The organism is Pseudomonas sp. AC242, from assembly GCF_979258655.1.
Genome location: NZ_OZ409873.1, coordinates 1367364 through 1384540, shown reverse-complemented (window position 1 = coordinate 1384540; position 17177 = coordinate 1367364). Strand labels below are relative to the sequence as shown.

The following is a 17177-nucleotide window of genomic DNA, read 5'->3' as shown; positions in this document are numbered from 1 at the left end:
CTTCCTCGTCTTAATGAGATGAATAAGAACCATTAACAACTATACCTGCCAAGGTCTTAACCTCATGTCCGCATCCCGTTTCATGCTTCGCCCTCTGACTCGAGCCCTGCTGGTGCACGGCGCGACACGCACTCGACTGGCCGGCACCGGCCTTGGTCTGGCACTGACACTCACGGCAGCGCCGTATGTCCAGGCCCAGGAATGGACCCTGAACATCCCGTCGCAGCCACTGGCTCAAGCGCTGCAAACCCTTGGCCAGCAGACCAGCCTGCAAATCATCTACAGCCCGGAAAGCCTGCAAGGTTTGCGCTCCAGCGCACTCAACGGCCGCTACCAGGACGATGAGTCACTCAAGGCGATGCTCAACGGCACCGGCATCCGCTACCAGCGTGACGGCAACACCGTGACCGTCCTCGGCCCGGCCACCGGCAGCGCGATGGAACTGGCCCCGACCAACGTCAACGCCAGCCGCCTGGGCGCCACCACCGAGGGCAGCAACTCCTACACCACCGGTGGCGTGACCATTGGCAAGGGCGTGCACTCGCTGAAGGAAACCCCGCAGTCGGTCACGGTGATGACCCGCAAGATGCTCGATGACCAGAACCTCAACACCATCGAACAGGTGATGGAAAAGACCCCGGGCATCACCGTGTATGACTCGCCCATGGGCGGCAAATATTTCTACTCTCGCGGCTTCCGTATGACTGGCCAGTACCAGTACGACGGCGTGCCGCTGGATATCGGCAGCAGCTACGTGCAGGCCGACAGCTTCAACAGCGACATGGCCATCTATGACCGCGTGGAAGTCCTGCGTGGCGCGGCCGGCATGATGAAAGGCGCAGGCGGCACCGCCGGAGGCGTCAACTTCGTGCGCAAACGCGGCCAGGACACTGCGCACACGCAACTGTCGCTGTCGGCAGGCACCTGGGACAACTATCGTGGCCAGGTCGACACCGGCGGCCCGCTGAACGACTCCGGGACCATCCGTGGTCGCGCCGTGGTCACCGAACAGACCCGTCAATATTTCTACGACGTGGCCAGCCGCAAGGATCAGATCTACTACGGCGCCCTGGACTTCGACCTCAGCCCCGATACCACCCTGGGTCTGGGCTTCGCCTGGGAAGATGTTGACGCCACCCCGTGCTGGGGCGGCCTGCCGCGTTACGCCGACGGCTCCGACCTGCACCTCAAGCGCTCCACCTGCCTGAACACCGCGTGGAACAACCAGCGCAGCAAACGCGCCACCTACTTCGCCGACCTGAAACACCAGTTCAACGACGACTGGTCGCTGAAAGTCGCCGGGGTGTACTCGCGTAACACCCAGGACATGGAATACGCCTTCCCGAGCGGCGCGGTACCGGTCGGTGCCACCGCATCGAACACCCTGATGCTGGGCAGCATTTACGACTACGACCAGCGCGATTACGGCTTCGATGCCTATGTCGACGGCAAATTCGACGCCTTCGGTCAGCAACACGAACTGACCATCGGCGCCAACGCCAGCCGTTCGCACAAGGATGACTTCTACGCCGTCGCCGCGCTGCCACAACGGCAGAACGTGCTCGACCCCAACCACCACATCCCGCAACCGGACGAAAGCTACTACCTGGCCAACGCCTCCCGTGGCGGCCCGGTGGACATGCACATCAAGCAATACGGCGCCTACTCGATCGCCCGCCTGAAACTGGCTGATCCGCTGACCCTGGTCCTGGGCAGCCGTGTCAGCTGGTACAAGTCCGATACCGATTCGGTGCAGTACTTCCGTGGCGAAGGCACCCAGGTCGATACCAAGTCCACCGAAACCGGCCAGGTCACGCCGTTCGCCGGTGTGCTGTTCGACCTCAATGACAACCTGACTGCCTACGCCAGCTACACCGACATCTTCACCCCGCAAGGCGCCTACAAGACCATTGATGGCAGCACCCTCAAGCCATTGGTCGGGCAGAGCTACGAACTGGGGATCAAAGGCGAGTGGTTCGACGGTCGTCTGAACAGCTCCTTCAACCTGTTCCGCACCATTCAGAAAGATGCCGCCCAGGATGACCCGCGTTGCGAGGACAGTTCTTGCTCGATCAACTCCGGCAAGGTTCGCGCGCAAGGCTTCGAAGCTGAAGTCAGCGGTGAAGTGATTGACCGCCTGCAATTGCTCGCCGGTTACACCTACACCCAGACCAAGGTGCTGGAAGATGCCGACGCCACTCAGGATGGCGTGGTTTACAACTCCTATGTGCCGCGCCACTTGCTGCGTGTGTGGGGTGACTACAGCCTGAGCGGGCCACTGGATCGCGTGACAATCGGTGCGGGTGTCAACGCGCAGACGGGCAACTACCGGACTTCGCCTTTGGGCGGTGACAACATTGATGGCGCCGGTTATGCGGTCTGGAACGGTCGCATTGGCTACCGTATCGATGACACCTGGTCGGTGGCGCTTAACGGGAACAACCTGTTTGACAAGCGTTACTACTCGACCATCGGTACCGAAGGGTTCGGTAACTTCTATGGTGATCCGCGTAACTTCGTGATGTCGGTCAAGGCTGACTTCTGATTGGGTGTGATGTGAGAGAGCCCCGCTTTGGCGGGGCTTTTTTTCGCCTGTTGGTCTTGGCGGCCTTGGCGGCTCTGGGGCCGACCATGCTCCTTGGGTTTTGGGGGCATATCCGTTGCTGCGGGTGGTGCCGCTGGCGGTTTCGCTCTTACAGCGAGTCACCTTTTCCAAACGCCGAAAAGGTAACCCAAAAGGCTTTGCCCCGGCGTACGGCACTTCGCTGAGGCTCAGTGTTCCCTCGCTACGGTGTCCATCCGGGGGCATCGCCTACGGTTTGCTTCGCTGCACCTCCTCTCGATGTGTTCGACTTCGTCGAACGGCGCTGCGCGCCTACCCCCCGGATGAACACCTCCGCTCGGCCTGCCGAAGGGGCAAAAAATCAAAAGCCAAAGCCAGAGCAAGATCAAAAGCCAGATCAAAAGCCCCTCACCCTAACCCTCTCCCGGAGGGAGAGGGGACTGATTGAGGTGTTTGGGAGAGCTATACCGACTTGCGATACCGCATTGAACTCAGGCTCTAAAAAAGCAAACCAATCAGCCCCTCATCCTCCAAAAAAAAGAGAGGAATGATTGAGGTAATTGGGCGAGCTACGCTGACATGCGATACCGCGCTGAACTCAGGCTCTAAAAAGCAAACAAATCAGCCCCTCACTCTCCAAGAAAAAGAGAGGACCGATCGAGGTGTTTGGGCGAGCTACGCCGACGTGCGATACCGCGCTGAACTCAGGCTCTGAAAAGCAAACAAATCAGCCCCTCACCCTCCGAGAAGAGGGGACTGACTGAGATGTTTGGGAGAGCTACGTCGAAGTGAAATACCGAGTCGAACTCAGATTTTGAAAAGCCCAAAAATCGGCCCCCCTCTCCCTCTGGGAGAGGGCTGGGGTGAGGGGTGAATCCAACACCAATCCTAAGCCGAACACGCTGTTGCTCCTCACCACTCAACAGGATGAGCGTTAGCTCGGCTGCGGCTTTTGATCTGCAAGGCGACGTCGGAAGGCTGAGTGGAGGGATTGATCCGGGCGTGGGAGCGCAGCGACCGTTTGGCGCAGCCAAACACAGCGAGAGGAGGTGCAGCGAAGCAAACCGTAGGCGCTGCGCCCGGATCGATACCGCAGCGAAGGAACCCCGAGCCTCAGCGAGCGGGCCGGACGTAGGAGCAAGCCTTTTGGGTTACCTTTTCGGCGTTTGGAAAAGGTGACCCGCCGTAAGGGCGGAACCCTAATCAGCCGTTACCGCAGCAACGGATATTCACCCTAAAACCAACCAATATCCAATCACCCCAACACCCCCGCCAACGCCCGGCTCAGGCGTTCATGCACCCGCAAAACATCAGGCATCACCGAAGCCATCCGCAGCAAATCATGCGTCAGCCCCGGACAGTGCTCAACCTCGACACTCACCCCCTGCCCACGCAGTTTGTCAGCATAAGCCTGCCCCTCATCAAACAATGGATCGAAGCCCGCCAACAACACAATCGCCGGCGCCACACCGCGCAGATCCTCCGCCAACAACGGCGAAAAGCGCCAATCCAGATAGTCTTGCGGACTGCGAGCGTAATGCTGATAAAACCAGTCAAGCGTATCGTTCTCCAACAGATAACCCTCACTGAACAACAACCGCGAATCGTGCACGCGCGATGCATCGGTCACCGGATAGCACAACAACTGTGCCTTGGGTGCGATGGCCACAGTGTGCGGTTGCACCACCGCCTGCAGCGCCAGCACCGTGGCCAACGTGGCACCGGCGCTGTCGCCACCAAACGCCACGCGCGAGGCATCAAGGCCAAGACTTACGGCGTTTTCCGCCAACCATGACAAAGCGTCTTCGCCATCCTCCAGCGCCGTCGGAAAACGATGCTCCGGGGCCAGTCGGTAGCCGACCGACAACACCGCACACGGCGTGCGCTGGCAAAACTCGCGGCACACACCGTCGTGCGAATCGAGGCTGCCGACAACAAAACCACCACCATGGAAATACACCAGCACCGGCATCGGCGAGGCCCCAGCATTGGGGCGATACAGACGCAGTGCCAACGGCGCACCATCACGTGCCGAGGTGTCGATTTCGCTGACCATCAGGTCTTGCGGCGCCGGCCAGCGCAATTGCGCAGTGGTCTGCTCGAAAGTCGTGCGGGCTTCGCTCGGGGTCATTTGGTGCATGGCCGGCAGGCCGGCGTCCTGGCTGTCTTGGGCCAGGTCGAGAAAGGCTTCCAGATCAGGGTGTAACGACATCGCTAAAATCCTTGTATCGGCAAAAAAGGGGCGCACCTCGGCAGCGCCCCCGGAGATGACTGAGCGCGTGGCGATCAGCCCACGCGTGCCATGCAATGCTCGACCAACGCCTCCAGCTCACGCTGGAAATCGTCCATCAAGGCATCCATCGTGCCGGCGCGATAACGCTGGCTGCTGTAGATGCAACGCAAGGCCAACTGACCGTCATAGACCTGGCCGACAATTTCCAGCCAGTTGCCCAGATTGGCTTTCAGGCTGTAGTTGTCGCCGGTTTCTTCCAGCGCTGGCACCAGCAGTGCCTGCTCGTCGAAACTCTGGTCAAACTGCCCCAGGTAGTTGAACGTGACCCGTGCTTGCGGCAGTTCGGCCAGTTGCCGCGCCACCTCAGCCCCAGCCAGATGACGCAATACGCCATAGCCGATGCCCTTCTGCGGTACCGCTGCCAACTGTGCCTGCACATTGACGATCGACTGGCCGATGTCGTCGCTGTCGGGGCGCAAACGCACCGGGAACATGCTGGTGAACCAGCCCAGGCTGCGGCTCAGGTCGATGGACTCGAACAGGTCTTCACGACCATGGCCTTCGAGCAGAATCAGCGCCGACGGTTGTTGACTCCAGCGGCACAGGGCACGACTGAGCGCCGACAACAGCAGGTCGTTGATCTGCGTGCCGTATACCGCCGGAGCCTGTTTGAGCAGTTGTTCAGTGTGCTCGCGAGACAGTTTCAGTCGCGCCTGCGCCTGCTGACGCACGAGGTTTTTGCCCCGCAGGTTGTCGCAAGGCAGGTCGACGCCCGGCTGATCCAGTTGCTCCCGCCAGTACGCCAGTTCCTGCTCGGCAATCACCGGCGCCTGCGCCTGCAAAGCCTCGGCGAACGATCGGTAACTGCTGGTGCGAATCGGCAGTTTCGGTTCGAGCCCCTGCACACACGCCTCGTATGCCACTTTCAAATCGTCGAGCAGAATTCGCCACGACACGGTGTCGACCACCAAGTGGTGAATCACCACCAGCAGGCGCGCCTGGCCATCCGGCAAGGCGACATGCATCACCCGCCAGACCGGCCCGTCGTCGAGTTTCAGGCTGCGCTGGGCGAGGTTGGCCAAGGCTTCGACCTGTTCGCTGTTGTCCGCCTCGCGGCGCCAGAGCAACGCTTCGCCCTGTTCACTGAGGTCACAGTAACGCTGCAACCAGCGCCCGCCTTCGTGGGAGAACCGCAGGCGCAGCGAGTCGTGATGTTGCTCGATCCAGCCCAGTGCCTGCTCCAGTGCATCGAGGTCCAGCGGCTGGCGCGCACTCAACAGCAATGACTGGTTGTAGTGATGCGCCTCGGCCATGCCTTCGGCAAAGAACCACTCCTGAATCGGCAGAAGATTGAACAAACCCTCGGCGGCGACGTGCGTGACGTCCGCCTGCGGTTTTGGCGTGCCCTCCTTCGCCGCTTCCTGCTCGACGATGCCGGCGATGGTTTGATAACGCATCAGGTCGCGCAGCTTGAGATCCATCTGCAACGTCGGATGGTTTCTGACGCGGGAGATCACCTGCAAACTCAGAATCGAGTCGCCGCCCAGTTCAAAGAAATTATCGCTGATGCCCACTTGTTCGACCTGCAGCACCTGCGCCCAGATGTCCGCGAGCAGGCATTCCTGCTCGTTGCGCGGGGCCAGGTATTGCTCGGTTTTGAACTCGGGTTCCGGCAGCGCCTTGCGATCAAGCTTGCCGTTCGGTGTCACCGGGAAAGCACTCAGGCAAACGATCTGCGCCGGCACCATGTATTCCGGCAACGAGGTGCGCAGACCCGCCTTGAGTTCATCGCCAATGTCTTCGCCGGTCGCAGTGACCACATAACCGATCAGTTGCTTGCCGGAAGCATTGTCGCGGGCGATCACCAGTGCGTCGGTGACCGACGGCAACTGGCGCAGACTGGCCTCGACTTCGCCCAGTTCGATGCGGAAGCCGCGGACCTTGACCTGATGGTCGATACGGCCGACGTAATCGACCACACCGTCGGCACGCAAACGCACCAGGTCGCCGCTGCGATACAGGCGTTCACCCGCCGCGAACGGATTGGGCACGAAGCGCTCGCAAGTCAGCTCCGGACGGCCGTGATAACCCCGGGCGACGCCATAGCCGCCGATGTACAACTCGCCGGCAAAGCCTGGCGGCAGCGGGTTCATATCCTCGTCCAGCACGTACAGCGAGCGTGCGCCCACCGCACGGCCGATCGGCGCATACGCGGCTTCGCAATGCTGGCTGACCGGGACTTTCCAGAGCATCGGCGTGACCACGGTTTCGGTCGGCCCGTAGCCGTTGGTGAAGTACTGCGGACGCAGCGCAGCCTTGACCTGCTCGAAGGTCTGATCCGGCACCGCATCACCGCCGAAGCAGTAGATGCGCACTGGTGGCGGCGCGATACCGCTGGCCGCGGCGTACTCGGCCAGCTGCTTGAGATAGGCCGGCGGGAAGCAGGCAATGGTGATGCCGTAATCATGCAGCGCCTGATAGGTCTGCTCCGGTGTCCACAGGCAACCGTCGCGAATCACCAGACGACCGCCGCTGTACAGGGTGCTCAACCAGCGCTCATGAGCACCGTCGAAGGCGAACGACATGAAGTGCAGTTCGCAACTGCTGGCGTCCATTTCATACAACTCGGCGATGGCCTGACAGTGCATGCTCAGCGGGCCTTGCGTCACCGCGACGCCTTTCGGTCGGCCGGTGGAACCCGAGGTGTAAACCAGATACGCCAGGCCCTGTTCCTGCACCCGGCAATCGGGGGCGTGGTCGGCATAACGGCTTTCATCAAGGTGATCGATTTCCAGGCGCAGCAGACCTTGCGGCGTCGGCAAGGTCGCTCGCAGGCTGCTCTGGGTCAACAACAGCGCCATGCCCGAATCTTCGATCATGTACGCCAGACGCTCCGGCGGATACTCGATGTCCAGCGGCACATACGCCGCTCCGCTCTTGAGCACGGCGAGGAAGCTCACGACCATTTCCAGCGAGCGTGGCAAGGCCACGCCGATCACCACTTCCGGACCGGCGCCGTGTTCGATCAGGCAGTGCGCCAGTCGGTTGGCGCGTTGCTCGAGTTCGGCGTAGGTCAGGTTCATCCCGGCGCATTGCAGAGCAATAGCCTGCGGCTGTTGTTGCGCGTGACGGCTGATCAATTCCGGCAACAGCGCCGCTTGATGGGTATGCGCCGGTTCAGCACTCCAGACCTGCGCCGCTTGCCATTGCTCACCGCTCAAGCGCTGCAAATTACCGAGGCGTTCGTACGGCGCCGCCAGCATCGCGGCGAGGGTGTTTTCCATGGTCTGGCGAATACCGACGACGGCCTCGGCGCTGAAGTGGCTGCGCAAATACAGGTATTCGATCGATAACTCGTCACCGAGCATCACCGCGAGGTCCATCGGCACGTTGGTCACACCGTGGCCGATGGATTTGCCGAAGGTCAGGTCAGTGTCGTTTTCTTCCTGCAGACGGTCGTCGATCGGGAAGTTTTCGAACACCACAATGCTATCGAACAACGCCTGACCACCGAGGCTGGACCAGCGCTGTACATCGGCCAGCGGCGCCTGGGAGTAATCGCGAATGTCGAGGTTGTAGGCCTGCACTTCGCCCAGCCAGTCAGCCAGACGCTGATCGGCTTGCGGCGTCTGAATGATCGGCAAGGTATTGATGAACAGACCGAGCATGTTGCCGACATTCGCCAGACTTTCCGGACGCCCCGACACCGTGGCGCCAAAGGTCACCGTCTGCTGCCCGGTGTAGCGTTGCAACAGCAGCAACCATGCGCCCTGAATCAGCGTGTTGGGGGTGATGCGCAGGTCGCGGCAGAACTGCAACAGCCGCGCGGTCTGCGCTGTGTCCCAGTTCGAATAGATCGCATCGTGACCGGCAACATCGGCGCTGTGGCGCGGGTGCATCGCCTGGCTCAGTGCCGTCGGCTCGCTGACCACCGCCAGGCGCGCCTTCCAGAACAACTCCTGGGCGTCCTGATCCTGTGCCTGCAGCCAGGCGATGAAGTCGCGGTAACGACCGTTCTCGCCGATGATTTCGCCCTTGGCGTAATACTGCAGGACCTCACCGAACAGCCGCGAACTGCTCCAGCCGTCCATGAGGATGTGGTGGCTGGTCCAGATCATCTGGTACTGATCGTCGCTCAGGCGCAGCAGGGTCACCCGCAACAAACGCGCATCGGCCAGATTGAAACCGAGCGCGCGGTCATCGCTGGCAAACGCGGCAATCCGCTCCTCACTGGTCTCCTGACCACGCCAATCGAGCACCTGCATTTGCAACGGCGCATGGCGATGCACCACCTGCAACGGTTTGGCCAGGCCGTCCTGCCAATGGAAACTGGTGCGCAGAATCGCCTGACGGGCGATGACAAATTCCCACGCCTGGCGGAAGCGTTCCACATCCAGGCCCTTGATCGGCAGGCTGACCTGCTGCACGTACAGGCTGCTGCCGTTATCCGACAGGGTGTGGAAGAGCATGCCTTCCTGCATCGGCGACAGCGGGTAGACATCCTCGATCATGTCCGCCGGCACTGGCAACGCATCGAGCTGCGCCTGATCCAGTTCGGCCAACGGATAATCCGCAGGCGCCTCGCCAGTCGAGTGCTCGAGTGAGACCACTGCAGCCAGCTTCTGCACGGTCTGCTGCTGGAACAGGTCTTTGGGGGTGAAGCCAATCCCCTGCTGACGCGCGCGGCTGACCAGTTGAATCGAGATGATCGAGTCGCCGCCCAGCGCAAAGTAGTTATCGGTCACGCCGACCCGCTCGATCTTCAGGATGTCCTGCCAGACCTCGGCCAGTTGCTGCTCCAGCGGCGTCGACGGCGCGACGTATTCACGCTGCGACTGGCTGACGTCCGGTGTCGGCAAGGCCTTGCGGTCGAGTTTACCGTTGGGGGTCAACGGCAACTGTTCGAGGAACAGCCACTGCGCCGGCACCATGTATTCCGGCAGGTTCGCCTTCAGCGCGGCCTGCAGCGTTTCACTCAAATCGTCCAGTTGTTCGAGGCTGAGGCTGCTGTCACTTGGCACCACATACGCGACCAGTTGCTGGCCACTGTGGCCATCCACCGCCAACACCACACCTTCGCGCACATTGTCCTGAGCGAGCAGACGCGCTTCGATTTCACCCAGCTCGATACGGAAACCGCGCACCTTGACCTGATGATCGATACGCCCGACGTATTCGATTCGGCCGTCCTCCGTGAAGCGAGTCAGGTCGCCGGTGCGGTACATGCGCTCGCCACTGCTCGAGAATGGATTGGGCACGAAACGTTCGGCGGTCAGGCCCGGGCGGAACAGGTAGCCACGGGTGATGCCATCGCCGGCCAGATACAACTCGGCCGCCACGCCAATCGGTGCTTGCTGCAATTGCTCATCGAGCAGGTACGCCGTGGTGTTGACCAGCGGCCGGCCGATGTTCGCCTGACCACCAAGTTCGCGGCGGGTGCAGGTCGAATAGGTGGTGTCTTCCGACGGCCCGTACAGGTCGTAGACATGCGCCACCGCCGTCTCGCGGTAGAGCGTGTCGACCAGGCTCTGCTTCAACGGCTCACCGGCGAGGTTGATGATGCGCACGCCCGGCGGAATTTGCCCGGTGCGTTGCAGCGCGGCAATCGCCGACGGCACGGTGTTGATCAGGCGCACCTGATCGCGCTCCGGCAAGTCCGGCAGCTCCAGGGCATTGCGCGCCATGACGATCGAGCCGCCGCGTGCGAGGGTGACGAAAATCTCCCACACCGACAGGTCGAAGCACACCGACGTCGACGCCAGCACACCGTGCAGATCGTCTTCGCTGTAGACCTCGGCAGACCAGTGAATCAGCGCCTGTACGTTGCGGTGGGCGATGGCAACACCTTTCGGTTTGCCGGTGGAACCCGAGGTATAGATCACGTAGGCCAGATTGGCCGAATCAGCGCGCGCCGGAAGATTATCCGCAGGCTGCTCGGCAAACGCCGCACCACCCGCCTCGACCAGCACCACCTGCGCATCGGTCTGCGGCAGTTGCGCCAGCAGCGACTGCTGCGTGAGCAAGACTTTCGCCTGACTGTCGTCGAGCATGTAGGCCACGCGATCCGCCGGGTAATCCGGGTCCAGCGGCACATAGGTGCCACCGGCCTTGAGCACCGCCATCAGGGCAATGACCAGCTCCGCCGAACGCGGCATCGCCACGCCTACACGGATTTCCGCACCGACACCCAGTGCGACAAGATGATGAGCCAACTGGTTGGCGCGTTGATTGAGCTCGGCATAGCTCAGGGCGACGCCGGCATGACTCAGCGCCAGTGCCTGCGGATGTGCCGCGACGCGACGTTCAAAACTTTGCGGGATCAACCGCTCAGCCGGATACGCGGCCTGATGGTCGTTCCATTGCGCCAGGGTCTGGCGTTCGGCGAGTGGCAACAGGCCGGTCTCACCGAGCAGACGCTGCGGCGCCTCGATGAATTGACGCAGCACTTCTTCCAGATGCCCCGCCAGACCTAGCACGCTGCGTTCGGCAAAGTGTTCGGTGAGGTAGTTGAAGTCCAGGTTCAAGACATCGCTGGCCCCGGCGATCAGGGTCAGGCCGTAGTTGGTTTGCTCGCGATGCTCCAGGCCAGCGAAACGCAGACCGCCCGGATTGGCTTCCAGCGCTTCGGACACCGGATAGTTTTCAAACACCAGCAAGGTGTCGAACAGCGCTTCGCCACTCAACTGAGCCAGACGCTGGATGTCCTGCAACGGCGTCTGCTCGTAGTCGCGCAGCAACAGGTTTTTGTCCTGCACGCTGCGCACCCAGTCGCCGACGCTGAGCGTGGCCTGCGGGCTGGCGATTACTGGCAAAGTGTTGATGAACAGGCCCAATTGCTGCTCGATACCCGGCAGATCCACCGGACGCCCGGACACCGTGGCACCAAAGGCCACCGTGGCCTGGCCGGTGTAGCGCTGCAACACCAATAGCCATGCGGCTTGTACCAGGCTGTTGAGGGTCACTTGCTGCTGACGGGAGAAACCGTTCAGGCGCTGAGTGAAGGCTTGGTCAAAATGCAGGCGATGCATCTGTTTGCCCGGCCCCGGCACGGTACGCCCGTGGCAAGCCGAGGCCAGTCGGGTCGGTTCCTCCAGTGCGGCCAGCTGTCCGCGCCAGAAATCCTGTGAGGCGGCTTTGTCCTGACCTTGCAGCCAGACCAGGAAATCACGGTAACGACCCTGCGCGCCCGGCACCGGTTGACCGGCGTAATCCTGCAACACCTCGCCGAACATCCGCGAGTTGCTCCAGCCATCCATGAGGATGTGGTGGCAGGTGAAAATCAGCCGATGGCGATCATCAGCCGTGCGCAGCAGGCACAGACGCAGCAGCGGCGGATTCTGCAGATCGAAACCGCGCTCGCGATCAGCCTGCGCCCGCGCCTCAAGCACGGCCGGCAAGTCCGCCACACCGCGCACATCGACTTCGGGCATTTCCAGGGTCAACTGGCGATTGATCACTTGCAACGGCGCATCGAGACCGTCGCGGCCCCAGATGAACCCGGCACGCAACACTTCATGACGATCCACCACGCGTTGCCACGCCTGCTGGAAACGCGCCACGTCGAGGCCGTCGATATCCAGCAGCATCTGATAGACGTAGGCGCTGGCATCGGCGTCGTACAGGCTGTGGAACAGAATGCCTTGTTGCATCGGCGCCAGCGGATAGATGTCCTCGATGCGTTGGGCGGCGATCGGCAAGCTGTCCAGGTGCGCCTGGGACAACCCGGCCAACGGCACATCCGACGGCGTCAAACCACCGCTTGGATGGCTCAGGCAATGGTCGATCAACTCGCTCAGCGCCACTTCATAAGCACGGGCCAAAGCGTTGATGGTGGAGTCTTCGAAGACATCGCCACTGTAAGTCCAGGTCAGGCTCAGTTGGCCCTGATAGACCCGGCCATCGATGGTCAGCCAGTTGGCCATCGGCGCGTTTTCGTCCTGGCCGGCGCCCTTGTCTTCGGTAGCCGGCACCCACAGGGCGCCTTCGTCGAAGTTGTTGTCGAACTGGCCGAGGTAGTTGAACGTCACTTTCGGATGTGCGAGATCGTTCAATGCTGCTTGCGACTCGGCGCTGCCCAGATAACGCAGCAAGCCATAGCCGATGCCTTTGTGCGGGATCGCGCGCAGTTGCTCCTTGATGCCTTTGATCGAGGTTTCCAGACTCGCGTCCGGGGTCAGGCGCACCGGGAACATGCTGGTGAACCAACCCACCGTGCGGCTCAGGTCGACGTCATCGAACAGGTCTTCCCGACCGTGCCCCTCAAGCTGCACCAGTGCGCTGTCGGTGTTGGTCCATTGGCACAGCACGCGGGCCAGCGCGGTCAGCAGCAGGTCGTTGACCTGGGTGCGATAAACCGCCGGCGCCTGTTGCAGCAACTGACGGGTGCGTTCGACGTCGAGACGCGTATCGACGCTGCGTTCGAAACGGTTGCTCAACTGGCCCTGTGGATTGTCCAGAGGCAGTTCGACCGACACATCGCGCAGCTGCCCGCGCCAGTAATCCAGTTCGCTTTCCAGCTCGGCACTGCGGGCATGCTCCTGCAGACGCTTGCCCCAATCCTTGAACGCGCTGGTCTTGGCCGGCAGACGCACAGCCTGACCGCTGCTCAACTGTTGATAGGTCGTTTGCAAATCCTCCAGCAGGATCCGCCACGACACGCCATCGACCACCAGGTGATGAATCACCAGCAACAGACGCTGGCTGGCGTCCGGCAAGTCAACCAATGCCGCGCGAATCAACGGGCCATCGAGCAAATCCAGACTGCGCTGCAACTCCTGGCAAAGCGCGGGCAATGCGGCGCTGTCGTCCAGTGTGACCGTGCGCAGCAAGGCGTGCGCCTGATCCGCAGGCGCGTGGCTCTGCTGCCAGCCGTCGTTAGTCTGGCAGTAGCGCAGGCGCAGGGCGTCGTGGTGGCGTTGCAGGTGCAACAGCGCCTGCTCCAGTGGCGCCGCTTGCAGCGTGGTAGCCGGGGTCAACAGGATCGACTGGTTCCAGTGATGCCGCGCCGGGATGTCGCTATTGAAAAAGTAATGCTGGATCGGTGTCAGCAGCGCGTCGCCGAGCACTTCGCCCTGCTGCATCTGCACCGCGTCGCTCTGTTGCGCGACAGTCGCCAGACGTTGCACGGTCTGGTGCTGGAAGATGTCTTTGGGGGTGAAGCGAATGCCCGCATGACGGGCGCGGCTAACCACCTGAATCGAAATGATCGAGTCACCGCCCAGCTCGAAGAAGTTGTCGTTGAGCCCGACACGCTCGACCTTCAGCACGTCCTGCCAGATCTCGGCCAGACGCTGTTCCAGTGGGTTGCGCGGCGCGGCATACACTTCCTGTACCTGCGCAACTTCCGGATGCGGCAGTTGCTTGCGATCGAGCTTGCCGTTGGCCGTCAGCGGCAGACGCTCAAGGAACGCCCAACTGACCGGGACCATGTAGTCCGGCAGGGTCTCGCGCAAATGTGCCTTGATCGAATCGCGCAGTACACCCTGCCCTTCGCCGTCCAGTTGTTCTTTCGCGACGATCCACGTCGCCAGTTGCTGGCCGCTGATACCGTCGACCGCCAGCACCACCGCTTCGCGCACCTCAGGGTGCTTGAGCAGTTGCGCTTCGATTTCGCCCAGCTCGATACGGAAACCACGAATCTTCACCTGATGGTCGATCCGCCCGATGTACTCGATCACGCCATCGCCGCGCAGCCGCGCCAGGTCGCCGGTGCGATACAGGCGCTCGCCGGCCTGCGGATTGAACGGATCGGGAACGAATCGTGTGGCGGTCATGCCGGCCTGATTCAGGTAGCCCCGGGCCAGACCGGCACCGGCGATGTACAACTCACCGATGCAGCCTTGCGGCACCAGATTCAGCGAGCTGTCGAGCAAGTACCACGACAAGTCGACAATCGGCTCGCCGATCGGGCTGCTGTGGCTTTGCTCAAGATCAGCCATCGACAACGGTCGGTAAGTCACGTGCACGGTGGTTTCGGTGATGCCGTACATATTGATCAGCGTTGGCGCGCGGTCGCCGAAACGCTCGAACCACGGGCGCAGGCTCTGCACTTCCAGCGCCTCGCCACCAAACACCACGTAGCGCAATGAGTTGCTGCGCGTCGACTCGCTGGCGACCTGCATCAATGGCTTGAACGCCGATGGCGTCTGGTTCAGCACGGTGACGTTTTCATCGCACAGCAGGGTGTAGAAATCTTCCGGAGAACGGCTGATGTCATGCGGCACCACCACCAGTTTGCCGCCATACAGCAGCGCGCCGAAAATCTCCCAGACCGAGAAGTCGAAGGCGTAGGAGTGGAACAGCGTCCAGCTGTCCTGCGGGCCGAAATCGAACCAGTGCTCGGTGGCACTGAACAGCCGCATGACGTTGCCGTGCGGCAGCAATGCGCCTTTCGGTTTGCCGGTGGAGCCAGAGGTGTAAATGACGTACGCCAGGCTGTCCGGCGTGGTCAGGCACAGCGGATTGGTTTCAATGCTGTGTTCTGGCGCCTGATCCAGATCGAGGCACGCCAGCCCCGACGGCACCGGCAGTTGCGCGAGCAGATGGCCTTGGGTCAACAGCAGCTCGATGCCGCTGTCCTCGATCATGTAGCTCAAGCGATCATCCGGATAACCCGGATCCAGCGGCACATAAGCGCCACCGGCCTTGAGCACGGCAAGGATGGCGACAATCATGTCCAGCGAACGCTCGACCGCCACGCCAACACGCACATCCGGGCCGACGCCACGGGCGATCAACGCATGCGCCCACTGGTTGGCACGGCGATTGAGTTCGGCGTAGGTCAGGCGTTGCCCGTCATACGTCACGGCGACCGCGTCGGGATAACGCTCGGCCTGCGCTTCAATGGCTTGGTGAATGCACTGCTCAAGCGGTTGCTCGACAGACTGAGGATTCCACTGCGCCAGCAATTGTTGCTGCTGACCGGCATCGAGCATCGGCAATTGGCCGATACGTTGCGTCGGCTCGGCGACGATGGCCTGCAACAACGTGTTCCAGTGTTGCGCCAGACGCTCGATGGTCACCGCGTCGAACAGATCCGTGGCGTACTTGAGCACGGCTTCGATGCCATGGGCCTGTTCGGTGGTGTTGAGGGTCAGGTCAAACTGCGCAGTCTGGCTCTGCCATTCCAGCGGCTCGATGTTCAGGCCATTCAAACGGGTTTCGACACTCGCGCGGCGCTCGGCCTGATGGTTGAACATCACCTGGAACAGCGGACTGTGACTGAGGCTGCGGCCCGGTTCCAGCGCTTCGACCAGTTGCTCGAAGGGCAAGTCCTGATGGGCCTGCGCTTCCTGCGCGGTCTGTTTGACCTGACGCAGCAGATCGACAAAGGACATCTGCCCGTCGATGTCGGCCTTGAGCACCTGAGTGTTGACGAAGAAGCCGATCAGCCGCTCGATTTCCACCCGCCCACGGTTGGCATTCGGCACGCCGACGCGGATGTCGGCCTGACCGCTATAACGGTGCAACAGGGCCTGGAACGAGGCCAGCAAGACCACGAACAGGGTGACGTTTTCTTGCCGGGCGAAGGCCTTGAGCGCGTGGCTCAGCGCCGGGTCGAGAATCAGGTTGTGGCTGGCGCCGGCGAAGCTTTGCTCGATGGAGCGCGGGCGATCCATCGGCAGTTCGAGGACCGGTTGTTCGCCGCCGAGTTTCTCTTGCCAGTAAGCCAGTTGCCGCTCCTGCTCACCGGCCTCCATCCACTGCCGTTGCCACAAGGCGTAGTCGGCGTATTGAATCGGCAAGGCCGGCAGACCGGCATCGTGACCGAGGTTGAAACCGGCGTAGAGCTGCACCAGTTCCTCGATCATCACTTGCAGCGACCAGCCATCGGAGACGATGTGGTGCAGGGTCAGCACCAGCACATGGTCATTGGGGGTGACTTGCAGCAGCGCTGCGCGCAAGAGCGGGCCGTGCTGCAGGTCGAACGTTTTCTGGCTCTGGGTCTGCACGAACGCCTGGATCAAAGCATCCGCGTCGTTGGTCAGCTCAGCGCTCAGTTGATGAGTCTCCAGTGCAAAGGGTCCTGCGGGCAGGACCACTTGCAAGGGTTGCGCGGTTTCCTGAGAGAACACCGTGCGCAAGGTTTCGTGTCGTTCGATCAGCGCCTGAACACTGCGCTCCAGCGCGCTGACATCCAGCGGGCCCTGCAAACGTAGGGCCGTCGGAATGTTGTAGGCCGCACTGTGCGGCGCCCACTGCCAGAGAAACCACTGGCGCTGCTGAGCGTAGGACAGCAGCAACGGCTCCTCAGCCGTGCGCTTGAAAACCGGGGCAATGTCAAAGAGGTTGACGCCTTTCTGCTTGAGCAGAACCGCCAGAGCCTTTCTTTGCTTAGCCGAAAGTTGTCCTACCGACTCGATTAACTCTTGCACGCGTTTT

The 17177-nt window shown here is 61.7% G+C and carries 3 protein-coding genes; 1 reads left to right on the top strand and 2 read right to left on the bottom strand.

Annotated elements, in window-relative coordinates; translation table 11 throughout:
* Positions 1–64: 64 nt before the first annotated feature.
* Positions 65–2545, top strand: a complete 2481-nt coding sequence (locus tag ACZZ0A_RS06180) for a TonB-dependent siderophore receptor (protein WP_007913351.1) — start codon at positions 65–67, stop codon at positions 2543–2545.
* A gap of 1273 nt (positions 2546–3818) precedes the next feature.
* On the opposite strand, the gene ACZZ0A_RS06175 is transcribed toward ACZZ0A_RS06180, so the two are convergent.
* Positions 3819–4775 (bottom strand): alpha/beta hydrolase, encoded by a 957-nt coding sequence (locus ACZZ0A_RS06175; RefSeq protein WP_463542654.1) that lies wholly within the window; start codon positions 4773–4775, stop codon positions 3819–3821.
* A 74-nt stretch (positions 4776–4849) separates the two neighbouring features.
* Positions 4850–17170, bottom strand: a complete 12321-nt coding sequence (locus tag ACZZ0A_RS06170) for a non-ribosomal peptide synthase/polyketide synthase (RefSeq protein WP_463542653.1) — start codon at positions 17168–17170, stop codon at positions 4850–4852.
* Positions 17171–17177: the final 7 nt, after the last annotated feature.